This window comes from Mesorhizobium sp. LNHC252B00 (assembly GCF_000502955.1).
Classification (GTDB): Bacteria; Pseudomonadota; Alphaproteobacteria; order Rhizobiales; family Rhizobiaceae; genus Mesorhizobium.
In genome coordinates this window covers 121,342-141,928 of the sequence record NZ_AYWO01000009.1, presented here as the reverse complement: position 1 = coordinate 141,928, position 20,587 = coordinate 121,342, and the positions used below count along the sequence as shown (strand labels likewise).

The 20,587-nt window shown below is 62.7% G+C and carries 22 protein-coding genes; 15 read left to right on the top strand and 7 right to left on the bottom strand.

The window, feature by feature from the left end:
- Window positions 1-77 precede the first annotated feature (77 nt).
- The 8 genes from X744_RS155780 to X744_RS155815 all read left to right on the top strand — a co-directional run bounded on the left by X744_RS155780 (window position 78) and on the right by X744_RS155815 (window position 8,077).
- A complete protein-coding gene (locus X744_RS155780; RefSeq protein WP_023759506.1) occupies window positions 78-605 on the top strand; it encodes a flavin reductase in 528 nt (175 codons plus the stop codon).
- On the top strand, window positions 602-1,531 hold the full coding sequence (locus X744_RS155785) for a MoxR family ATPase (protein ID WP_023759505.1): 930 nt from the start codon (window positions 602-604) through the stop codon (window positions 1,529-1,531). Before X744_RS155780 ends, X744_RS155785 begins: the two co-directional genes overlap by 4 nt.
- A gap of 3 nt (window positions 1,532-1,534) precedes the next feature.
- Complete coding sequence (locus X744_RS155790; RefSeq protein WP_023759504.1) at window positions 1,535-2,779, top strand: VWA domain-containing protein; 1,245 nt, start codon at window positions 1,535-1,537, stop codon at window positions 2,777-2,779.
- Window positions 2,780-2,817: 38 nt separating this feature from the next.
- On the top strand, window positions 2,818-3,156 hold the full coding sequence (locus tag X744_RS155795) for an XdhC family protein (protein WP_023759503.1): 339 nt from the start codon (window positions 2,818-2,820) through the stop codon (window positions 3,154-3,156).
- A gap of 6 nt (window positions 3,157-3,162) precedes the next feature.
- On the top strand, window positions 3,163-3,900 hold the full coding sequence (locus tag X744_RS155800) for an XdhC family protein (RefSeq protein ID WP_023759502.1): 738 nt from the start codon (window positions 3,163-3,165) through the stop codon (window positions 3,898-3,900).
- A gap of 66 nt (window positions 3,901-3,966) precedes the next feature.
- Entirely contained in the window at window positions 3,967-5,577 is a 1,611-nt protein-coding gene (locus X744_RS155805; RefSeq protein WP_023759501.1) for a molybdopterin-binding/glycosyltransferase family 2 protein, read from the top strand.
- Window positions 5,578-5,952: 375 nt separating this feature from the next.
- Entirely contained in the window at window positions 5,953-6,804 is an 852-nt protein-coding gene (locus tag X744_RS155810) for a phospholipase (protein WP_023759500.1), read from the top strand.
- A gap of 100 nt (window positions 6,805-6,904) precedes the next feature.
- Window positions 6,905-8,077: an epoxide hydrolase family protein gene (locus X744_RS155815; RefSeq protein ID WP_023759499.1), complete on the top strand. Its 1,173-nt coding sequence runs from the start codon at window positions 6,905-6,907 to the stop codon at window positions 8,075-8,077.
- A gap of 44 nt (window positions 8,078-8,121) precedes the next feature.
- On the opposite strand, the gene X744_RS155820 is transcribed toward X744_RS155815, so the two are convergent.
- A complete protein-coding gene (locus X744_RS155820) occupies window positions 8,122-9,174 on the bottom strand; it encodes a DUF1176 domain-containing protein (RefSeq protein ID WP_023759498.1) in 1,053 nt (350 codons plus the stop codon).
- Between the two features lie 134 nt (window positions 9,175-9,308).
- On the opposite strand from X744_RS155820, the gene X744_RS155825 reads away from it, so the two are divergent.
- Complete coding sequence (locus tag X744_RS155825) at window positions 9,309-9,815, top strand: DUF1993 family protein (protein ID WP_023759497.1); 507 nt, start codon at window positions 9,309-9,311, stop codon at window positions 9,813-9,815.
- Between the two features lie 59 nt (window positions 9,816-9,874).
- Here X744_RS155825 and X744_RS1000000172045 read toward each other — a convergent pair whose 3' ends face one another.
- Window positions 9,875-10,039: a DUF1127 domain-containing protein gene (locus X744_RS1000000172045; protein ID WP_023759496.1), complete on the bottom strand. Its 165-nt coding sequence runs from the start codon at window positions 10,037-10,039 to the stop codon at window positions 9,875-9,877.
- A 395-nt stretch (window positions 10,040-10,434) separates the two neighbouring features.
- On the opposite strand from X744_RS1000000172045, the gene X744_RS155830 reads away from it, so the two are divergent.
- From X744_RS155830 to X744_RS155840, 3 genes are all read left to right on the top strand, one after another.
- Window positions 10,435-10,896, top strand: coding sequence for a hypothetical protein (locus tag X744_RS155830; RefSeq protein WP_023759495.1), 462 nt, complete (start codon window positions 10,435-10,437; stop codon window positions 10,894-10,896).
- A 116-nt stretch (window positions 10,897-11,012) separates the two neighbouring features.
- Entirely contained in the window at window positions 11,013-12,080 is a 1,068-nt protein-coding gene (locus X744_RS155835; protein ID WP_023759494.1) for an aldo/keto reductase, read from the top strand.
- Between the two features lie 51 nt (window positions 12,081-12,131).
- Window positions 12,132-13,397 carry a cysteine desulfurase-like protein gene (locus X744_RS155840; protein WP_023759493.1) on the top strand — a complete coding sequence of 422 codons (1,266 nt, stop codon included), beginning with the start codon at window positions 12,132-12,134 and terminating at the stop codon, window positions 13,395-13,397.
- An 18-nt stretch (window positions 13,398-13,415) separates the two neighbouring features.
- Here the strand turns inward: X744_RS155840 and X744_RS155845 are convergent, their stop codons facing one another.
- From X744_RS155845 to X744_RS155865, 5 genes are all read right to left on the bottom strand, one after another.
- Complete coding sequence (locus X744_RS155845; RefSeq protein WP_023759492.1) at window positions 13,416-14,444, bottom strand: histone deacetylase family protein; 1,029 nt, start codon at window positions 14,442-14,444, stop codon at window positions 13,416-13,418.
- Window positions 14,441-14,953, bottom strand: a complete 513-nt coding sequence (locus tag X744_RS155850) for a GNAT family N-acetyltransferase (RefSeq protein WP_031260252.1) — start codon at window positions 14,951-14,953, stop codon at window positions 14,441-14,443. The genes X744_RS155845 and X744_RS155850 overlap by 4 nt, the downstream gene beginning before the upstream one ends.
- A gap of 195 nt (window positions 14,954-15,148) precedes the next feature.
- On the bottom strand, window positions 15,149-16,078 hold the full coding sequence (locus X744_RS155855; protein ID WP_023759490.1) for a 3-keto-5-aminohexanoate cleavage protein: 930 nt from the start codon (window positions 16,076-16,078) through the stop codon (window positions 15,149-15,151).
- A gap of 4 nt (window positions 16,079-16,082) precedes the next feature.
- Entirely contained in the window at window positions 16,083-17,468 is a 1,386-nt protein-coding gene (locus X744_RS155860) for an aspartate aminotransferase family protein (protein WP_023759489.1), read from the bottom strand.
- A 1-nt stretch (window position 17,469) separates the two neighbouring features.
- Window positions 17,470-19,110 carry a N,N-dimethylformamidase beta subunit family domain-containing protein gene (locus tag X744_RS155865; RefSeq protein WP_023759488.1) on the bottom strand — a complete coding sequence of 547 codons (1,641 nt, stop codon included), beginning with the start codon at window positions 19,108-19,110 and terminating at the stop codon, window positions 17,470-17,472.
- Window positions 19,111-19,266: 156 nt separating this feature from the next.
- Here X744_RS155865 and X744_RS155870 point away from each other — a divergent pair, with 156 nt between their 5' ends.
- The 3 genes from X744_RS155870 to X744_RS155880 all read left to right on the top strand — a co-directional run bounded on the left by X744_RS155870 (window position 19,267) and on the right by X744_RS155880 (window position 20,516).
- On the top strand, window positions 19,267-19,515 hold the full coding sequence (locus X744_RS155870; RefSeq protein WP_013532091.1) for a ParB N-terminal domain-containing protein: 249 nt from the start codon (window positions 19,267-19,269) through the stop codon (window positions 19,513-19,515).
- Window positions 19,516-19,779: 264 nt separating this feature from the next.
- Window positions 19,780-20,178, top strand: a complete 399-nt coding sequence (locus X744_RS155875) for a GFA family protein (protein WP_023759486.1) — start codon at window positions 19,780-19,782, stop codon at window positions 20,176-20,178.
- A 140-nt stretch (window positions 20,179-20,318) separates the two neighbouring features.
- Window positions 20,319-20,516 carry a hypothetical protein gene (locus tag X744_RS155880; protein WP_023759485.1) on the top strand — a complete coding sequence of 66 codons (198 nt, stop codon included), beginning with the start codon at window positions 20,319-20,321 and terminating at the stop codon, window positions 20,514-20,516.
- The last annotated feature ends 71 nt before the right edge of the window (window positions 20,517-20,587 follow it).

The window sequence follows — 20,587 nt, the reverse complement described above, 5'->3', positions numbered from 1 at the left end:
TGGCTCAAGCACTTCGCTTGTGGCAGGCTATGTATGGCCATATATGTCGGTAGGATCCTGACCATGGAAAACATACGGTGCTGAAGAAGAACGAAATTGGGCCGCAGGCCTACCGCGACGCCATGAGCCATTTTGCCGGCCACGTCCATGTTGTCACCACCGATGGGCCGGCCGGCAAGCGCGGCGCCACGGTGATCGCGGCCTGTTCCGTGTCGGATACACCGCCGACCATTCTGGTCTGTCTCAACCGTGAAAATCCCAAGAATGAGCCGTTCGTGAAAAACGGCAAATTTGCCTTGAACACGCTGGCCTCGCATCAGGAGCCGCTGTCGATCGGCTTTTCCGGCATCACCGGCCTGCCGGTCGAGGAGCGCTTCGCGCTTGGCGAATGGGACGTGATCTCCACCGGCGCGCCAACTCTGAAGGGCGCGCTCGCCGTGTTCGACTGCGAATTGATCGACACCAAGGACCTGGCCACTCATCGTGTGCTTTTTGGCAAGGTGACAGGCCTGCGGATGGGCGATAATTTGCGGCCGCTGATCTACCACGCCCGCGGCTACCACGTTCTGGAAAGCGGAGCGCCGGCGTTCACGGAGAAAGAATGACCGAGCTGAAACCGCGCGCCGCGCCGCGGACGATCGACGAGACGCTCGATCTCCTGACCGGCGCGGATTATGTGGCGGATCGGTCGCTGGCGACCGTGCTGTTCCTGTCGTTGCGCATGAAGCGGCCGCTGTTCCTCGAGGGCGAGGCCGGCGTCGGTAAGACCGAAATCGCCAAGGTGTTGGCGCAGGCGCTCGGCCGTCGGCTGATCCGCCTGCAGTGCTATGAAGGCCTCGACGTCTCGTCCGCCGTCTATGAGTGGAACTACGCCGCGCAGATGATCGAGATCCGCATGGAGGAGGCGGTCGGCAAGGTCGAGCGCTCCGCCATGGAGCGCAATGTCTTCTCCGAAAAATACCTGATCCGCCGCCCGGTGCTCGATGCACTGACCGGCAAGACGGGGGCAGCCCCGGTCTTCCTGATCGACGAACTCGACCGCACCGACGAGGCCTTCGAAGCCTTCCTGCTCGAAATCCTCTCCGACTTCCAGGTCACGGTGCCTGAACTCGGCACCATCAAGGCGGACGAGCCGCCGATCGTCATCATCACGACCAACCGCACCCGCGAGATCCACGATGCGCTGAAGCGGCGCTGCCTCTATCACTGGGTCGACTATCCCAATGCCGAGCGCGAGCTGGAGATCGTGCGCCGCAAGGTGCCGCAGGCCAACCAGCGGCTTTCGGCTGAAGTGGTCTCCTTCATCCAGAAGCTGCGCCAGATCGAGCTGTTCAAGGTGCCGGGTGTCGCCGAAACCATCGACTGGGCCGGCGCGCTCACCGAGCTCGACAAGGTGGCGCTCGATCCTGAAACCGTATCCGACACGATCGGCGTGCTGTTGAAATACCAGGACGACATTGCCCGCATCGAACAGGGCGAAGGCCGGCGCATCCTCAACGAGGTGAAGGCCGAGCTTTCGGCGGCGGAGTAGGCGATGCCGATCCAGGAGCCGAAAGAAGCGAAGGCCGACGGGCGGATCGCCGACAATATCGTTTATTTCGCCCGCACTCTGCGCAAGGCCGGCATGCGGGTCGGGCCCGCCTCGGTCAAGGATGCCATCGAGGCGGTTCTCGTCGCTGGCATCGGCTCGCGTGACGATTTCTACTGGACGCTGCACGCCGTGCTGGTGTCCAGGCATGAGGATCACGCCATTTTCGACGAAGCCTTCCGGCTGTTCTGGAAATCGCGTGAACTGATCGAAAAGATGCTGGCGATGTTTTCGCCGGTGGCGCCTGACAACAGGGAAAAGCAGAAGCCCCGCGCAGCCGAGAACCGCGTCAGCCAGGCGATGTTCGAAGGCCACCAGAAGAACCAGCCAGCCCAGGAAATCCCTGAGATCGAGGTCGACGCCCGGTTCACTTTTTCCGGCAACGAGGTGCTGCGAGGCAAGGATTTTGCCCAGATGAACGCGACCGAGATGGCCGACGCAAAGAAGGCGATCGCGCAGCTGCGGCTGCCTTTCGACATGGTGCGAACGCGGCGCTTCAAAGCCGACGCGCAGGGTCGCCGCGTCGATCCGCGCGCCATGATGCGTTCAGCCGCGCGCACCGGCGGCGAACTGATCCTGCCGAAATTCCGCTCAGCTCGCGAAGTTCATCCGCCGCTGGTTGTGCTGGCCGACATTTCCGGCTCGATGAGCCAGTACACGCGCATCTTCCTGCATTTCCTGCATGCGCTGACGGAAAAACGCCGGCGCGTGCACACGTTCGTTTTCGGCACCCGGCTGACCAACCTGACCCGTCAGATGCGCCATCGCGACCCCGATGCCGCCCTTGCCGATTGTTCGACTGCGGTCAGGGACTGGTCGGGCGGCACCCGCATTGGCGACACGCTGTCCGAGTTCAACCTGATATGGTCGCGCCGCGTGCTGGGGCAGGGTGCGGTCGTGCTTTTGATCACCGACGGGCTGGAGCGCGACGATGTCGCCGGCCTGTCGGAGGAAATGGAGCGCCTGCACAAATCCTGCCGGCGGCTGATCTGGCTGAACCCGTTGCTGCGTTTCGACGGCTTCCAGGCGCGCGCCCGCGGCGTCAAGGCGATGCTGCCGCATGTCGACGAGTTCCGCTCGGTGCACAATCTCGATGCGCTCGCCGACCTCTGCGCATCGCTGGACAAGAAGTCGGCACAGTCGGTCGACCCGCGCCAATGGATGGAAGTTGGCGCGAGACGTGCCGCATAGCCATATATCCGGAAAAACAGACTCTCAGAGAAACGATCATGGAAAACAGCATTTATCTGGATGAAGCCCGTGACCCCTTGATCATCGCGGAAGGCTGGATGAACGACGGCAAGGACGTGGCCATCGCGACAGTGGTCGAGACCTGGGGTTCCGCGCCCCGACCTGTGGGCAGCCATCTGGTCATCGACGCAGACGGCAATTTCCACGGCTCGGTTTCGGGCGGATGCGTCGAAGGCGCGGTGGTGACCGAGGCCATCGACGTCATCGACAGCGGCAAGGCCAGGATGCTGGAGTTCGGTGTTGCCGACGAAACCGCCTGGCAGGTCGGCCTGTCCTGCGGCGGCCGCATCAAGGTCTATGTGGAAAGACTGGGCTGATCTCGAATGGATCCCTATGCGCTGAAGACGCTTAACGCCGAACGACGCGCCCGTCGCGCCGCGATTCTTGTCACCGATCTCGGTGACGGCCGCGACCGCATCGTGCGCGAGGGCGATCAGGTCGCCGGCGATCTTGGAGCCGCAATCGCAAAAGCGTTCCGCACCGGGAGTTCCGGTTCGGTCGAGGCCGAAGGACGAACCTTCTTTCTCAATGCACATCTGCCACAGCCGCGTCTCCTGGTAATCGGCGCGGTTCACATCAGCCAGGCGCTGGCGCCGATGGCGAAAATCGCCGGTTACCCCGTGGAGATCATCGACCCCCGCACCGCTTTCGCCACGCCGGACCGCTTTCCCGACGTGGCGCTCCATGCCGAATGGCCGGAGGATGTTCTGAAGCGCCAGCCGCTCGACAGCTACAGCGCACTTGCCGCCGTCACCCATGACCCGAAGATCGATGATTTCGCGCTGAAGGCGGCGCTGGATGCGAACTGCTTCTATGTCGGAGCGCTCGGCAGCAGGAAGACGCATGCCAAGCGTGTCGAACGCCTGCTGGCGCTCGGCGCAACCGCCGATCAGATCGCTCGTATTCACGCGCCGATCGGGCTCGATATTGGTGCTGCCAGTCCGGCTGAGATCGCGGTTGCGGTGCTGGCGCAAGCGATCCACGCCTTTCGCTCGCGTGGTCTCGATGCCTCCGCATCGGCCCCAAAATCGAAATCGATTTTGGAAAAGCACGATGCGTAGATTCAAAATAGCAGAGCGTCCTTTGCGCGTCCAAAAGGACGCGCGGCGCTCTACGGGCGCGGCGGCGTGAAATTCGGGCCTATCCCGATCGAGGCGGCTGAAGGCGCGGTGCTGGCGCATGCCACCACCGCTGGTGAACGGCGCTTCCGCAAGGCGCACAGGCTGAGCGCCGAAGACGTGGCGCTGTTGCGGGCCGCCGGTATTTCTGAGGTCGTTGCGGCTGTGCTGGCTGCCGACGACCTCAGCGAGGATGCCGCCGCGCAGGCGATCTCCGAGGGTATGGCCTTTCGCGGCATCGAGGTCAGGTCGGCCGCGACCGGGCGGGTCAATCTCCATGCCAACGCGTCGGGTATCTTCACGGTCGATGCCGCGATGGTTGACGCCCTCAATGCCATCGATCCGGCCATCACCATCGCCACGCTGGCGCAGCATGCGCCGGTCGAGAAAGGCCAGATGATCGCGACGGTGAAGATCATTCCCTTCGCGGTCAGTTCGGCCCTGGTCGATGCTGCGACAAAAATCTGCGCCGGTGGCGAGATCTTTGTCGTCAATGCCTACCAGCCGGTGCGTGTCGGCGTCATCCAGACGGTTCTGCCGGGCATCAAGCCAAGTGTGCTGGACAAGACGCTGCGCGTTACCGAAGCGCGGCTGGCGCGCACGGGCGGCAGGCTGACGGCGGAGCATCGTACGCCGCATGAGATCGCACCGGTGGCGGAAGCCACGGCCTCGCTGGCGCGAGACAACGACATGGTGGTGATCTTCGGCGCCTCGGCGATGAGCGATTTCGCCGACGTGGTTCCGGCGGCCATCGAGAGGGCAGGTGGGACTGTCATCCGCGCGGGCATGCCGGTCGATCCCGGCAATCTGCTGGTGCTCGGCACGCTCGACGGCAAGCGCGTCATCGGCGCGCCCGGTTGCGCCCGCAGTCCCAAGGAGAACGGCTTCGACTGGGTTCTGGATCGGTTGATCGCCGGCCTTGACGTGACTGCCAAGGATATTGCCGGCATGGGGGTCGGCGGGCTGCTGATGGAGATCCCGACACGCCCGCAGCCGCGCGAACCGCTGCCGGCGAAAAGCCAGCTCAAGGTCGGCATCGTGCTGCTGGCGGCTGGTCGGTCGAGCCGCATGGGCGGACCCAACAAGCTGCTGGCGTTGTTCGACGGCAAGCCGCTGGTGCAACGCACCGCCGAGCGGGCGCTCGGCTCGAAGGCTTCCGGCACGATTGTCGTCACCGGCCATCAGCGCGAGCGGGTGCGCGCCGCTCTGGCGGGCCTCGACGTGACCTTCGCCGACAATCCCGATTTTGCCGAGGGCCTGTCCACCTCGCTGAAGGCCGGCATTGCCTATCTGCCCGAGAGCTCCGCCGGTGTGATGATCGTTCTCGGCGACATGCCGGGAGTCGCGTCCGACGATCTCGACAGGTTGATCGACGCCTTCCGCAAGGCCGGCGGCAATTCGGTGGTTCGCGCTACACATAATGGCAAGCGCGGCAACCCGGTGCTTTTGCCGCGTTCGCTGTTTCCGGCGATCGCCCATCTGGAAGGCGACACCGGCGCACGCCATCTGGTCGAGACCGAAGGGCTCGATGTCATCGATGTCGAGATCGGTGCGGCGGCGTCTGTCGATGTCGACACCCGCGAGGCGCTGGAAAGCGCCGGCGGCGTGCTGCAGGATTGACAAACCCGAGCCGAATTACGCATGCCAGAGGGATGACTTCATCTTCCATGTTGGCGCTTTTACCCCCCTCTGGCCTGCCGGCCATCTCCCCCTCAAGGGGGGAGATCGGCAGTTTCGCCGATGGTGCTCGATCTGCAACTTTGGAGATTGGCGAAAACCGAAAGCGCATCCAATCTCCCCCCTTGAGGGGGAGATGGCCGGCAGGCCAGAGGGGGGCGTGCCGCGCTTTCCTTACAACAATGCTTTTCTTGTTTTCTTCGGCGGCCCACGCCGACACATNGGCGCTGGAAAGCGCCGGCGGCGTGCTGCAGGATTGACAAACCCGAGCCGAATTACGCATGCCAGAGGGGGGCGTGCCGCGCTTTCCTTACAACAATGCTTTTCTTGTTTTCTTCGGCGGCCCACGCCGACACATTATCTCTAAAACCCTTCAAGGACGACCTCTTCGCCTATCCGGCCACGCTCTCGTCCGATACCAACGGCGCCTACACGGTTCTGGACTATCGCGAGATGCGCGACATCAACCAGCGTGACCAGGTGCCGGAGCGCCGGGTGAACGCCCAATACACAGACATCGGCGTTCGCAAGGTGCAGCAGGATCTGCTCTTGAAGACCGATGCCGGCGATGTCAGGCATATTGCCGTCGGCAAGACCGAGGGCGCCGGCATCATCGTGCTTTATCTGCATGGGCAGGGCGGCAGCCGCAAGCAAGGCGTCGACGACTTCACCTTCGGCGGCAATTTCAACCGACTCAAGAACCTGATGGCCGGCAATGGCGGCCTTTACCTCAGCCCGGATTTTTCCGATTTCGGTGACACCGGCGCCGCGCAGGTGGCGGCCCTGATCAATCACTATGCGGAACAATCGCCAGCCGCGAAGATCTTCGTCGCCTGTGGCTCGATGGGCGGCGCCCTGTGCTGGAAGCTTGCCGCCCGCAACGATACCGGCCGGCGCATCAACGGGCTGCTGCTGCTCGGCTCGCTATGGGACGAGAGTTTCCTGGCAAGCCCCGCCTTCAAGCGTCACGTCCCGGTCTTCTTCGGCCAGGGCAGCAATGACGTGGTTTTCCCCGTGGAAAAGCAGGAAGCGTTCTTCCGCTCGATCGTCGCCAGATCGAAAGCCTATCCGACCCGCTTCGTCCGTTTCGAGACCGGCACCCATGGCACCCCGATCCGCATGACCGACTGGCGCGGCACGCTCAACTGGATGCTGTCGAAGGCGCCTTGATGCATATCGGCCAAAGTGCAGTGGGTTTGGCGATCATGGCTCGGCCGATATCCACTTGCCGGTGTAGACTGACATGATCCAACAACTCGGAAGCACGGCGATGGACACTCGTCCCTTCAATATCCAGATTCCGAACGAACAACTTGAGGATCTCCAGGACCGTCTTCACGCAACGCGATGGCCAGTTCCGCTAATCGAGACAGGCTGGAACGACGGGGCCGACCTGCCGTTCATGGAGCGCCTTGCGGATTACTGGCGAGATCGCTTCGACTGGAGAGCGCAAGAGGCGCGGCTGAACCGGCTGCCGCAATATCTGGCTAGGGTGAACAATCTGGATGTCCATTTTGTCCACCAGCTAGGCACCGGACCGGCGCCGCTGCCGCTGATCATCACGCATGGCTGGCCCGGTTCCTTCATCGAAATGGAACACATCATTCCATTGCTGACGGATCCATCCGCCCATGGTGGTGACCCGGCCGACGCTTTCCACGTCGTGGTTCCCTCGTTGCCCGGATACGGCTTCTCGCAGGCGCCGACGGCACCCGGCTTCCACTCCGGGCGCATCGCGGAGCTATGGGTGCAGTTGATGTGCGGGCTCGGCTATGAGCGCTTCGCTTGCCAGGGCGGCGACATCGGCGCGGGCGTCTCCGCCTGGATGGCACGGCTCCTTCCTGAAAACGTGCTTGGCGTCCACGTTAATTACATTCCCGGGAGCTATCGGCCACCCTTGGGTGCAGATCAGCCGCCTGTCACCGTTGAGGAACAGGCCTTTCTGGACAAGGCTGCGGCTTGGGCGGCAACAGAGGGTGCCTATGCCCATCTGCAGGGCACGAAGCCTCAGACGCTCGCTTATGCGCTGATTGACTCGCCGATCGGCCTCGCAGCCTGGATGATCGAGAAGTTCCGTTCCTGGAGCGATTGCGACGGTGACGTGGAACGCGCCTTTGGCATGGACGCGCTCCTTACAGACGTTTCTCTCTACTGGTTCACCAATGCGCTCACCTCGTCCTTGCGGCTCTACAAGGAGAATCGGCTCTCCCCTCTTGCGTTCAAGGCGCAGGAACGCGTTTCGCCGCCTCTTGGGGTAGCGCTTTTCCCCCGCGAGTTGCCAATGCCGCCGCGCTCCTGGGTGGCGAGGGTCTTCGACGTGCAGCGATGGACGCCGATGCCGCGCGGCGGCCATTTCGCTGCGCTGGAGGAACCGAATCTTCTGGTCCAGGACATTCGCGCCTTCTTTCGGCCGATGCGTTCGCGGCCCGAAACGAGAAGGTGAATGCGGAGGACGGGTCGAACGCGGCGTTCTTGATCGAGTCTTCCCTACGGCGCGGTGTTGTAGTCGACAACCGTCTGCGGATTTTCCTCGCCGTCGTAGGATGCATCGACGTCGTACTGGACCAGCGAAAAATCACCGTTGCGGAACAAATACGTGCCGGAGTCGGAGGCATCGCCGATGCCGCGCCATTTGTTGAAAGTGGTGATCGTATGGGCGTCCGGGTCATAGTCGGAATTGGTGGCCCATCCCGTGGTGTGGAAGCCGACCACGGTCACGCTCAACAGCTTGCCTTCACTGTCGTTGTTCTCGTAGCGGATATCGGTCTCCGGTTCGGCGAACTGCAATTGCTGCACCGCCGAAAGCTCGTCGGTCATGTAGTAGACCGAATTTTCATTGTAAGCGGCGGCCGAACACGAAAAATGAAACAGCCGCGCTTCCTTGTCAGGATCGCCGGGCTGCGCATTCTTGTCCTTGTACTTGATCGAAAAGACCTCCGGCTCGTCGGCCAGGAACTGCTTGTCGCATTGGTCGCCATACGTCGCCAGAAAGGCCTTCTTGGCCTGTTCCAGTGCTGTGTCCTTCTTCGGCGGCGGCGGCCCGTCGCCGCAGCTTGGCGGCAAGGCCTCTTCGAAATCGGCGGTGGAGGGTTTAAGCGCGCCTTTTTCGATGTGGATCGGATCGAAGGGCGGCGCGGCCTGAATTTGGGCATTCACCTGGCGCAGCGTATAGCAGCCGGCAAAGACCTTCTCGCCGCCGCTCTTGTCGGTGGCGCGGATGGCGACGGGGACGTTGTAGAAAATGCTGCCGGCGGCGCCCTCGTTCGATACGGCCCCGGTCTCGACCTCGACTTTGTCGGTGCCGTCATAGCCCTTGACGAAACTGTCGAAATCCTTAGCCGGCTTGGTATCCCCGAAATAGCCCCAGGCGCGGGCGAATTCATGTCGGTTGATGGCGCTGTAGAGCGAGCGGACCACCGCGTCGGCGCTCGACCGATCGTCGACATAGGGCGTTTCCGGTGCACCTTCGGCGGCCAGGGCCGTCTGGCCGATCGGGGCAAGGGCGAGCAAGGCAGTCGCTGCGAAAAGGGCGCGTCTCATCGGGTATCTCCGCTCGATGGGAGATTCCATGGCGATTGCGGCAACGTGGTGACGCTGGTTCGGCGGTCTTGAAGAATCGTGCGCGAAGGCGCTACGTCGCATCCGCCGGCGTTCGGCCGGACAGGAGATTTGACGTGGCAATATCGATGTATGAGGCATCCGTGCCTGTGTTTTCGGCCAGGCTGAAAGCACTTTCCAATGTGCTTGCGGCCGCCGAACAGAATGCGATTGACCGCAAGATCGACCCGCAGGTATTTTTGACGTCGCGGTTGGCGCCCGACATGTATGCTTTGACCCGGCAGGTGCAGATCGCCACCGACCATGCCAAGGGCGCGCCGTCACGGCTCGCCGGGCGCGAGGTGCCCAGGTACGAGGACAACGAGGTGAGTTTCGCCGATGTCCAGGCGCGCATCACGAAGACCCTGGAGCTTCTGGCGACATTTTCGGCGGCCGAATTCGACGGCTCGGACGACAAGATAATCGAATTGAAGCTTGGCGGGCGCGAAAGCTCGATGCCGGGCCTGCAGTATCTGCTGCATGTGGCCATGCCCAACTTCTATTTCCACCTCACCACGGCTTACGACATTCTTCGCCACAACGGCGTGCCGCTGGGCAAGGCGACGTTCCTGGGATCGCGCTAACGGATCGATGTCTTCGAGAAGTCCCGGACCGATCCGGGACATCTCGCGGCTCGATACGTTTAGCGAACGGACATTTCGCGGGCGATGCGGGGGAAATCGGCCGGCTTGATACCGATGTCGGCGCGGTCGGCATTGCTCATCGCATCGAGCAGTGCGAGCGCCGAACGGTATCTCAGATGCTCCTGCGGCCGCGGCCGGGCGAACATTTCAGTGAAGAAACTCATGATTCAAGCCCCTAATTGGTCCTCCACGGCCACTAGTATAGCTGAATCGCGACGATTGTGCAGTGCAGCATTTGCATGCCTGCCATGTCTTGGCGATTTTTTCGCCATTTCCTGAACCGACCGAAACTTTTGGCAGACGCGCATCGTAGCCTCGAATGCTGGCTACATGGCCGGTTTTTCCTCGCCACTCCTGGCGAATTCCGGACCGCATGAAAGTGCGGTCCGGCTTTTCATTCTGGGGTTGAGGAGTTGAAGCGGCGCAGCCGCGCAACGGCTAAATTCGTTAAGATCGACGGCATGCAATTTTAACGAGCCGGTTATATGCTCTGAAGCTTGCACAGTCGGGCAAGGAGGAGGCTGACATCGGCACTGGCACCAAGCGTGATTTCGCTTCGTTGCTCGACGACCTCTTCGTCGCTTCCGACAAGGGCGACGGAATTGGGGGCGACGAGGCCCGCGCCCGTCCATCCATTCCGTTCGATTATCTCTCGGTGGCCGATGAACTCCATTCCGGCCGCATCAAGGTTTCCGCCACCGAATATCGCGAGGCCGGCGCCGATCTGGCGACCGAATTCGCCGCCTTGCTCGATCATGCGAAGCTGGCTCTGGCTGGCGAAGAGCCAAAGCCCGAGGAGGTGTTGCCGCCGATCGATCCGGAATCCATCTCCGTCGAACTTGGTCTCGATCAGCCCAAGCAAATCGCCGATTTCAGCCGTATGCGCCGCAGTTTTGCCTTTGCCAATCATCCGGACCGTGTCGCCCCGCATCTGCGCCAGCGCGCCATGATCCGCATGCAGGTCGCCAATATGCTGATCGATGAGGCCAAGCGGCGCGCGGTGGCCGCCGCTCGCCGCTGAACGCTGCTGGTTCACGCAAAAGTCGGTCTGGCGAGGCTTGGAGAGTGCCTCTGCTTTCCGTAGGATGGGACTTCCTCCCCGCGCTGCCGCACCCTTTTCCTCCGGAGCAGATTTCCATGCACAAACGCCGTCTCGGTCGGACCGATCTTCTTGTTACCCAGATCTGCCTGGGCTCCATGACTTGGGGCCAGCAGAACACCGAGGCCGAAGGCCATGCGCAGATGGACCTGGCCTTCTCGCGCGGCGTCAATTTCATCGACACCGCCGAGCTTTACCCGATCCCGCCCAAGGCGGAGACGCAAGGGTGGACCGAAAAGATCATCGGCAGCTGGATGAAGGCCAACCGCAACCGCGACAAGGTGATCCTTGCCTCCAAGGTCGTCGGCCGTACGGCCAACCGGTGGTTTCGCGGCGACAGGCCGTCGCAACTGGTGCGCACCGATATCTTTGACGCGATCGACAAATCGCTGGCCAAGCTCGGCACCGACTATATCGACCTCTACCAGATCCATTGGCCGGAACGGGACATCCCTTGGGGCGCCAATCCGACGCGTGTCGGCGCCGTATCGCCGCGCGCCGATTCTGTCGGCGCTCCGGCCGACGAAACACCCATCGCCGAGACGCTCGCCGTGTTCGACGATCTGGTGAAGGCGGGAAAGATCCGCCATTTCGGCCTGTCGAACGAGAGTTCCTGGGGCGTGATGCGTTTCCTTGCCGAGGCTGACAAAGGGATCGGCCCGCGCGTTGCGTCGATCCAGAACGCCTACAATCTCGTCAACCGCACTTTCGAGGTGAACCTCGCCGAGGTCTGCGAACGCGAGCAGGTATCGTTGCTCCCCTATTCGCCGTTGGCGCAGGGCTATCTGACCGGCAAATACGACCATGGCGCTCGCCCACAAGGGTCGCGCTCGCAGCTATTCAATCGCGGCCAGCGCTATGAGACGCCAGGAGCCGCCGAAGCACAGCTCGAATACAATCAGCTCGCGCGATCCTTTGGGCTGGAGCCAGCACTGTTCGCCAATGCCTATGTCTCGAGCCGGCCCTTCGTTACCTCCAACATCGTCGGCGCGACGACCCTTTCGCAGCTCGAGATGGCGCTGTCTTCCGTGGAAATCGTCTGGACCGAAGAGATGCAGAAGGCGGTGGATGCGATCCACCAGCACGTCGGCAATCCCTGTCCCTGAACGGAATTGGATGTGGCCGAATACTCGATAATTCCAAGGGAGCGGGCGACAATGAATTTTCCGATAGAGTTGGTCCGCGAACGATTTCCGGCGCTGTCCCTGACCGACAAGGGCCGTCGCCGCATCTATCTCGACAACCCTGCCGGCACGCAGGTGCCACAGGCAGTAGCGGATGCCGTGTCGCGCTGTCTCTTGGCCACCAACGCCAACCTTGGCGGCTATTTCGAAACGACGATTGCCGCGCAAGCTGTCGTCGACGACGCGCATCAGGCGATGGCCGATTTCCTCGGTGCGGCGAGCCCCGAGGAAATCATCATCGGCGCCAACATGACGACGCTGACCTATCACATGTCGCGCACGCTCGGCCGCGCGATGCAGCCCGGCGACGAGATCATCCTCACCCGCATGGACCATGAGGGCAATGTCTCGCCATGGCTGCAATTGGCCGAGGACCTTGGCCTTGTCGTGCGCTGGCTGCCATTCGACGAAAAGAGCTGGCAGGTCGAAGAGGCAACGCTGGCTAGCCTGCTTTCAGACAGGACGCGATTGGTCGCCTTGAACTATGCCAGCAACCTGACCGGTTCCATCAATCGCGTGAAGGCGCTGACGGCCATCGCCAGGAATGCTGGTGCTCTGGTCTATGTCGACGCCGTCCAGTTCGCGCCGCATGGCCTGATCGACGTGCAGGAGCTTGGCTGCGATTTCCTGATCTGCTCGGCCTATAAGTTCTTCGGTCCGCACATGGGCATTTTGTGGGGGCGGCGCGACGTCATCGATGGCCTGAAACCTTACAAATGCCGCTGCTCGTCGAATGGGCTGCCGGAGCGGTTCGAACTGGGCACGCCGCAAATCGAGTTGATGGCCGGTCTCACGGCCGCGGTTGACTACTTTGCCGACCTTGGCGCGGTATCGGGCGAGGGTGGATCGCGAAGGCAGAAGATCGCCAAGGCATTTGAAGTCTCGATCGCCTACGAAAACCCGCTGGCGCAACGCTTGATCGAAGGTCTGTCCGATATCGAGGGTCTGACCATCCACGGCATCACCGATCCGAAGCGGATTGGCGAGCGCGTGCCGACCGTCTCCTTCACCGTCGACGGCATCGTGCCGGAGACGATCGTGCGGCAGATGAACGCCGAAAATATCTTCCTGTGGTCCGGCCACAACTATGCCTGGGAGATCGTCCACCAGCTCGGCATTCCGGCCGAGCAAGGTGTCGTGCGCATCGGCATTGCCCACTACAATACGGCGGCCGAAATCGAAGAGACGCTGGAGAGCGTACACCGGGTCATCGCCATGCTCAGGCAGCAGCGACCCTGACGCGTGGTCAGGGTGAGATCACCGCGACTTGCCGCCGAAGCCGGTGAGGAAGGCGGTGAGATTGTCGCCGAGTTCGTCGCAGAGATAACCGCCCTCCTGGACGATCACCGTTGATAGGCCGAGCTTGGCAATGGCCTCGCCGATGCGCGCGAAGCCCGGTGTCGTCACAGAAAGTCCGCCGAACGGGTCGCCCTCGAACGCGTCGAGGCCGAGTGCCACGACCAGCGCGTCGGGCGAAAAGGCACGGATGCGCTGGAATGCCACCTCAAGCGCTTGGAGAAACGCCGCATCAGTGGATTTGCGCGGCAGCGGCAGGTTGAAATTGTAGCCAAGGCCAGCCCCTTCGCCGCGCTCGTCGGCGTGGCCCCAGAAGAACGGATAGAAGCGCACCGGATCGGCATGCAGCGAGACGGTGAGAACATCGGGCCGTGCATAGAAGATGCCTTGCGTGCCGTTGCCGTGGTGCAGGTCGACATCGAGGATTGCGACGCGCGAAGCCGTCCTGCGTAAAACCTGCGCGGCGACGGCCGAGTTGTTGATGAAACAGAAGCCGCCGGCGACATCGGCAAAGGCATGGTGGCCGGGCGGGCGGCACAGCGCGTAGGCGGCTGATGCGCCTGACATCACCGCCTCGGCGGCTTCGACTGCGCTCCAGGCGCTCCACAGCGCGCTCTGCCATGTCTCGCCCGAGATTGGGCAAGCGGTGTCGGCCATGTGGTAGCCGGCCTGGCCGACCGCCGAGGCCGGATAGGAGCCGTTGCGCGCGATCGGGTGGATGTTGGGGATCACTTCAGCAGACGCGCCGTCGATGCGCTGCCAGCGCGCGTAGATGTGCTCGAGGAAATCCAGATATTCCGGTGTATGCACCGCCGCGACCGGTCCGAGCCCGTGATTGCGCGGCCGCACGATCTCGCACCCGGCTGCTTTTGCGCCGGCTAATAACCTCTCAACGCGGTCCGGCTGTTCCGGATTGGGCTGCGCCGCACCGCTCGAAAGAAAGGCCTTGGGGTCGTGGCGCTTCTGTTCCTCGGCATAGAAAGTTTTCATTCCTGCTCCCCATTTTCGGTCGCATCGGCGAAGGCGAAAAAGGCCTCGCCGGTGATCTTCTGCGTCTGCTCGTAGCTCGACCAGGCGATGCCAAGCCTTTCATAAAAGGACTTGGCACCCTCATTATCGGTGTCGACGGACAAACGGAGATAGGCGCCGCCGTCTTTCCGGCACTGCGCTGCAACGTGCCGCAGCAGCCGCTCGCCGATCTTGCGGCCGCGAAAACGGTCCTCGACATAGAGGTCCTGCACATAGACACCAGGCCTCCCCATCCAGGTCGAAAAGATCGGGAAATATAGGCAGAGACCGGCGAACTCGCCGCCGACTTCGGCGATCAGGGTCGAAAAGGCGGGTTTTTCGCCAAAGCCGTAGGTGCGTAGGTCGTCTGGCGTGGAGATGATCTCTTCCGGTGCCCCGATGTGGGTCCCAAGTTTCAGGATCGATGCATGGATGATATCGACGTCCTCCACGCGGCCGGGGCGAAGGCGGACTTCTGATGGTTTGCTCACGACAGGCAGGGCGCCCAGGCGCCCCCCTCTGTCCTGCCGGACATCTCCCCCTCAAGGGGGGAGATTGGCAGCTTTGGCCTTGCCACCCATCCCCTGACGTTGGAGATTTGCGAAAGCCGTTGTGACAGCCAATCTCCCCCCTTGAGGGGGAGATGTCCGGCAGGACAGAGGGGGGCGGGACTGGACGCTACCATCTCAAAACGCCACCCGATCGCCACCCTTCAGCGCCAGCATATCGCGCGCTTCGGCGGGTGTGGCGACCTCCAGCGACAGCCCATCGAGAATGCCGCGGATGCGGCGCACTTGATCGGCATTGGATTTCGCCAGCTGACGGCCGTCATAGAGACTGTCTTCCAGGCCGACACGGACATTGCCGCCCATCGCCGCGGCGATCGAGATCAGCGGCATCTGCTGACGGCCGGCGGCCAGCACCGAGAACTGGTAGCTATCGCCGAACAATTTGTCGGCGATCCGCTTCATATGGACGAGATTGTCGGGATCGGCGCCGATGCCGCCCAATACGCCCAGCACGAACTGGATGAACAGCGGTCCCGACACCAGGCCGCGGTCGCGGAAATGCGCCAGCGAATAGAGATGGCCGACGTCGTAACATTCGAATTCGAAGCGCGTGCCACAGCCCTTGCCCAGCCTTTCCAGCACGCCTTCCATGTCGGCGAAGGTGTTCTTGAAGATTGTGTCCCGCGTCGCTTCCAGCAGCTTCGGTTCCCACTCGTGCTGCCATTCCCGTGGCTTGTCGAGCATGGGAAACAGCGCGAAATTCATCGAACCCATGTTGAGCGAGCACATTTCTGGCTCGGCGCGCAAAGGGGCAGCCAGCCGCTGATCCAAGGTCATCAGCGACGAGCCGCCGGTGGTGATGTTGATCACCGCATCGGTCGCCTGCTTGATGCGCGGCAGGAACTGCATGTAGACGTCCGGATCGGCGGTCGGGCGGCCATCCCTGGGGTCACGGGCGTGCAGATGCAGGATAGAGGCGCCGGCCTCGGCCGCCGCGATCGCGTCGGCGGCGATCTGGTCCGGTGTCACCGGCAGATAGGGCGACATCGACGGCGTGTGCACCGAGCCGGTGACGGCGCAGGTGATGATGACTTTGCGCGGTGCCATTCTTTTACCCCTGGCCTTCGATCGGCAGGTCGAGCTCGGAGGCCAAAACCTCCAGCGAGTCGCCGATGATGGAGACGATCTCGCCGACCTGCTGGCTAGTGACGATCATCGGCGGCGCGACCATGAAATTGTCGCTGTCGACGCCGCCCTTGACCTTGCGGCCATAGATGATCAGCCCGCGCCCATACGCGAGGTCGAGCAGCCTCTCCGTGGCCTTCTTGGTCTGGTCGATCGGTTTCAAGGTCTCGGGATCGGCGACCATCTGGGCGCCGGTGAGCAGGCCCTTGCCGCGCACGTCGGCGATGAACGGAAACCGCTTGGCCAGCGCCTTCAGCCCATCCATCAGCACGTCGCCCATGGCAGCCGCGTTGGCGATCAGGTCGAGCCGGTCCATTTCACCAAGGACAGCCAGGCCGGCGGCGCAGGCCAGCGGGTTGCCGGCATAGGTATGGCCGTGCTGGAAGCCGCCGGAGGCAAGCAGCGGCTGCACCAGCCGCATCGGTGCGGCCAATGCGCCAAGCGGCGCATAGCCCGAGCCAAGTCCCTTGGACAGCGCGACAATGTCGGGCTTGCAGTTCCAGTGATCGCCGCCGAGGAATTTGCCGGTGCGGCCGGCGCCGCTCATCACTTCATCATGGATGAGCAAGATGCCGTAGCGGTCGCAGATCTCGCGGATGCGCGGATAATAGCTGTCCGGCGCCACCAGGGCTGAGGTGGCAGCACCACCGATCGGCTCCATGATGAATGCGACCACGCTGCCTGGGCCTTCCGCAAGGATCTTCTCCTCCAGCATGTCGGCATAGCGGATGCCGCGCTGTTCCATAGAAAGGTTGTCGCGGTCGCGCCAGGCGTTCGGCGCCGGCACGGACGGCATCACCCGCATCATCGGCTCGAACGTTTCGGCAAGCGCATCGTCGCCGGTGATCGACAGCGAACCCAGCGTGCCGCCGTGATAGGAGGGAAAGCGGGTGATCACCTTCCAGCGGGTGGCCTGGCCGGTGGCGACGGCCCATTGCCGCGCCAGCTTGATGCAGGATTCCGTCGCTTCCGAGCCGCCCGAGACGAAGAAGATACGGTCCATGCCTTCCGGCAGCTTGCCGGCGAGTTCCCGCGCCAGCTCTTCCGCCGGCTCGTTTTCGAAATGCAGCCGATAGGCAAAGGTGGCGCGGTCCATCTGCCGCTTCATGGCGTCGAGCACATTGCGGTTGGAATGGCCGATATTGGCGACCATCGGGCCGCTCGATCCGTCGATGAAGCGGCGGCCGTCCTGCGTCCACATGTAGATGCCTTCGGCGCGGTCGATCAGCGGCCGGCGCAGGCTGGACAGATAGAACAAATGCGATTCTCGACGGATTTCCGTGTCTTGAGCGGCGGTCTGGGCTTTCGACATGTCAGGACTTTCCGAGATAACGATCGAGGACATTTTTTGTGACGCGTTCGACCATCGGGTCCTGTCTTAGCAGGCCTGCGACCCATTCGCAGCTTCCGGCGTGGAACACCTCGCCCTTGCCGCGCGGGAAATTGACGATCATGCCGTTGCCGCGTTTGACCTTTTCCAGATTGGCGTCGCTCGCCTCGCCGAACAGCGTTTCGGCGGTGAAGCGACCATCCTCATCGGTGAGGAACTGGTCCTCGATTGGTATATCGGCGCTTTCCTCGACCTGGGACGCCATGCCGACGGCGAGAACCTGCAGGCCTTCGGGCGCGCCGCTGGTGGCCGTGGGGTAGGGCAGGCCGCCGCGTATCTCGAAGTCGAGCCCGTCGACCTCATAGCCATAGACATGGCTGTCCGCGCCCAGCAGGTCGCCATAATAGATACCAGTGCCGGCGAAGGCCCAGTGCTCTGGCCGATAGACCGGAAAGCCGCGCACGCCGCGCGGCGCGCAACCGCCCCAGCCGGCATAGACGCCGCGCGTCGCATTGAGCCCGAAGGTCGCCGAACCAGGCCGGCCGATTTCCGGCGCTTCCCAAGAGTTGGTGGCGCGGGTGACATCACCGCCGCGATAGACGGGATCCTCGGCGCGCGCGCGGTATTTGTAGCAGACCTGCCGGCGGCCCTCATCCTCCAGCCGCGTCTGCCACATGAAATTGCCGGCAAAACGCGCCGCATGGCCGCCGCGGGTCACATAGGTGTCGACGGCGTCACGCATCTCCCAAGTCCAGTATTCGTCATGGCCGACAAAGACAACGCAGTCATAGCCGTCGAGAATTTCCGGCGAAAAATGCAGATCGTGCTGGCTGGCGAGATCGACGTCATAGCCGGCCCGTTCGGCGAAGCGGAAGAAGTGGCTGTCATAACTGGCCCAGCCGGACGAAGCGTATTTCTTCGAATGGCCGGTGGCGAGCGCCCATTCCATGTGCGGATAGCGCGGCACCGTCTTCGGCGGCACGGCGACTTCCAGCGGCACGCGCGGCGCATCTTTCGGCAGCACGACGAAGCCGCGGCACCAGGGGCGCTGCGTCGACACGATGGGCGAATACTGGTTGCGGTCCGGCCCGGTGATACCCTGGTAGTGGTTGGAGCCGCCCCAGGTGTTGTAGGCGAGCCAGGTCCCGGTCGCCGCCACCTGCAGCACACGGCCGGGCTTCTTTCCGGGCAGGGGCGTGACGATGAAAATATGGTGGCAATGGATCGGCTTGCCGTCACGGCCATCGGCGGTCAGCGTCACCCGGTAGGCGCCGGATGGCCAGTCCGCCTCGACGCGGAATTCGAACGAGGCGTCCCAGCCGCAGCCTTCGACCGAACATTGGTCGGGCGTGTCCTGCCTGCGCGCCGCGATACCCGTCTTCTCGAACACCTTGGTCTTGGAGCCACCGTCTCGGACGATCTCAATGTTGAACTGCGAGGCCGTCGAACTGACATGGAGCGCTACCGTTTCGCCGGCGCGATAGGAATACCGGTCGCTGTAGCACCAGATCTCGCCGCGCTCGCCATCCATGCCAGGCCATTCGTAATAGTGGCCGCGCACCGCGTGCCGGCGCTGCTCGGGCGTCAGTCCGAAATCGGGGAACTCGGTCGGCAGTTGGGTCATGAACACCGGAGAAGTTCGAAGGCCGCCATTTCGGCGATCTGCCGGTCCAGCGTCAAATGGAAACGATCGGGCCAGCATTCGTTAGCCGCGCCCTTGGCCCCCGTGGTCAAAGAGACTATCTCCACAAAGGGCGGCGTTTCCGCCACGGGGGTCGGCATGCTCAGAGTGCAAAAGGTCAAGGTCGACGAGATCTACGTGCCGACGGCGCGCAAGAAGACGCTGCATCCCGAGACTGTCCGCCATCTGGCCGAGGACATTCTCGAAAACGGCATGAAGACACCGATCCAGGTCCGCCATGACGGCAAGCGCCATATCCTCGTCGAGGGCCTGCATCGGCTGGAAGCGGCAAAGTGGCTCGGCGAGACCGAGATCGAGGCCTATCTGGTGCAAGCCAAGCGCCACTGACACGTCGACAAGAACACCCAGTTTGTCGATCAGATATGCTGCCCTAATAAGTCGAGAGCCCCGGCGATTGGCGCAAACGCGCCCATCGCTTCGCTCGGCGCTTTCATGCGCCAGAGCCGCGATTACTCCACCGAAGATGCCATCATGACTTCAGTCCCACCCACATCACCATAATCGATGACGTTGTATCAAAGCTTTTGAATTGACCCAATCGGCTCCGCCGCTACGCTCGCGGCTTATTCTCTCCAGCAACGGATCCGGGCGATGGCAAGATATGAAGGCGGATGCCTGTGCAAGGCGGTGCGCTACCGCACCGACGCTGCCCCCATCAACGAACGCGTCTGCCATTGCCGGGTGTGCCAGAAGGCGATCGGCGCCGCGTTCAACGCACGCGTGCTGTTTCGCATCGACGATTTGACGGTCGACGGGCCGCTGGCGACGATAAACTCCTCGCCGGACCTCAAGCGCGGCTTTTGCCCGAGCTGCGGCACGACGATGTTCTCCCGGCGCGATTCCGCGGGCATCATCGGCGTCACCACCGGTTCGCTCGACGACCCCACGGTTTTCAAGCCGCAAATGCATATTTTCATGGCCTCGAAGCAGCCCTGGCTGGTGCTCGATGACGGCCTGCCGCAATACGAAGGCGCGCCGCCGCCAGGTTAGTTTTTCCTTCGGAACGGAGGGCGCATGCTGAACAAAATTTAATCCAAATCAACACGAGATAGCCGGCAAAGCGTCATTGGCGGGCCATCTTTGTCTTCCTATTTATGGGGTGCGGGTAACGGCATTCGAGGAGACGACGGATGAACGACAGCATCAGCACCCTGGACGAGCTTTTGAGCGATCCGATGGTCCTGCTTGTGATGGAGCGCGATCGTGTGCGCCCCGAACAGGTGCGCATGCTGCTCGAACGGGTTCGCCGGCCTGCCGTCGATGAGCCCGTCGTTCCGCCGGCGCATGTGATCGCCAGGGCATGCCAGAAACTCTGGCTCTGCCCGTAATCGCCTTGCGATTTTCCTGTAAAGCCGGCCCAAGCTGGGCCGGTTTTCAATCGCTCACACCCCGACGCACC

Coding starts and splice junctions, on each gene's coding strand:
- X744_RS155785 (WP_023759505.1), top strand. CDS start 602: ATGACCGAGCTGAAACCGCGCGCCGCGCCGCGGACGATCGACGAGACG.
- X744_RS155790 (WP_023759504.1), top strand. CDS start 1,535: ATGCCGATCCAGGAGCCGAAAGAAGCGAAGGCCGACGGGCGGATCGCC.
- X744_RS155795 (WP_023759503.1), top strand. CDS start 2,818: ATGGAAAACAGCATTTATCTGGATGAAGCCCGTGACCCCTTGATCATC.
- X744_RS155800 (WP_023759502.1), top strand. CDS start 3,163: ATGGATCCCTATGCGCTGAAGACGCTTAACGCCGAACGACGCGCCCGT.
- X744_RS155810 (WP_023759500.1), top strand. CDS start 5,953: ATGCTTTTCTTGTTTTCTTCGGCGGCCCACGCCGACACATTATCTCTA.
- X744_RS155815 (WP_023759499.1), top strand. CDS start 6,905: ATGGACACTCGTCCCTTCAATATCCAGATTCCGAACGAACAACTTGAG.
- X744_RS155820 (WP_023759498.1), bottom strand. CDS start 9,174: ATGAGACGCGCCCTTTTCGCAGCGACTGCCTTGCTCGCCCTTGCCCCG.
- X744_RS1000000172045 (WP_023759496.1), bottom strand. CDS start 10,039: ATGAGTTTCTTCACTGAAATGTTCGCCCGGCCGCGGCCGCAGGAGCAT.
- X744_RS155835 (WP_023759494.1), top strand. CDS start 11,013: ATGCACAAACGCCGTCTCGGTCGGACCGATCTTCTTGTTACCCAGATC.
- X744_RS155840 (WP_023759493.1), top strand. CDS start 12,132: ATGAATTTTCCGATAGAGTTGGTCCGCGAACGATTTCCGGCGCTGTCC.
- X744_RS155845 (WP_023759492.1), bottom strand. CDS start 14,444: ATGAAAACTTTCTATGCCGAGGAACAGAAGCGCCACGACCCCAAGGCC.
- X744_RS155855 (WP_023759490.1), bottom strand. CDS start 16,078: ATGGCACCGCGCAAAGTCATCATCACCTGCGCCGTCACCGGCTCGGTG.
- X744_RS155860 (WP_023759489.1), bottom strand. CDS start 17,468: ATGTCGAAAGCCCAGACCGCCGCTCAAGACACGGAAATCCGTCGAGAA.
- X744_RS155865 (WP_023759488.1), bottom strand. CDS start 19,110: ATGACCCAACTGCCGACCGAGTTCCCCGATTTCGGACTGACGCCCGAG.
- X744_RS155870 (WP_013532091.1), top strand. CDS start 19,267: ATGCTCAGAGTGCAAAAGGTCAAGGTCGACGAGATCTACGTGCCGACG.
- X744_RS155875 (WP_023759486.1), top strand. CDS start 19,780: ATGGCAAGATATGAAGGCGGATGCCTGTGCAAGGCGGTGCGCTACCGC.
- X744_RS155880 (WP_023759485.1), top strand. CDS start 20,319: ATGAACGACAGCATCAGCACCCTGGACGAGCTTTTGAGCGATCCGATG.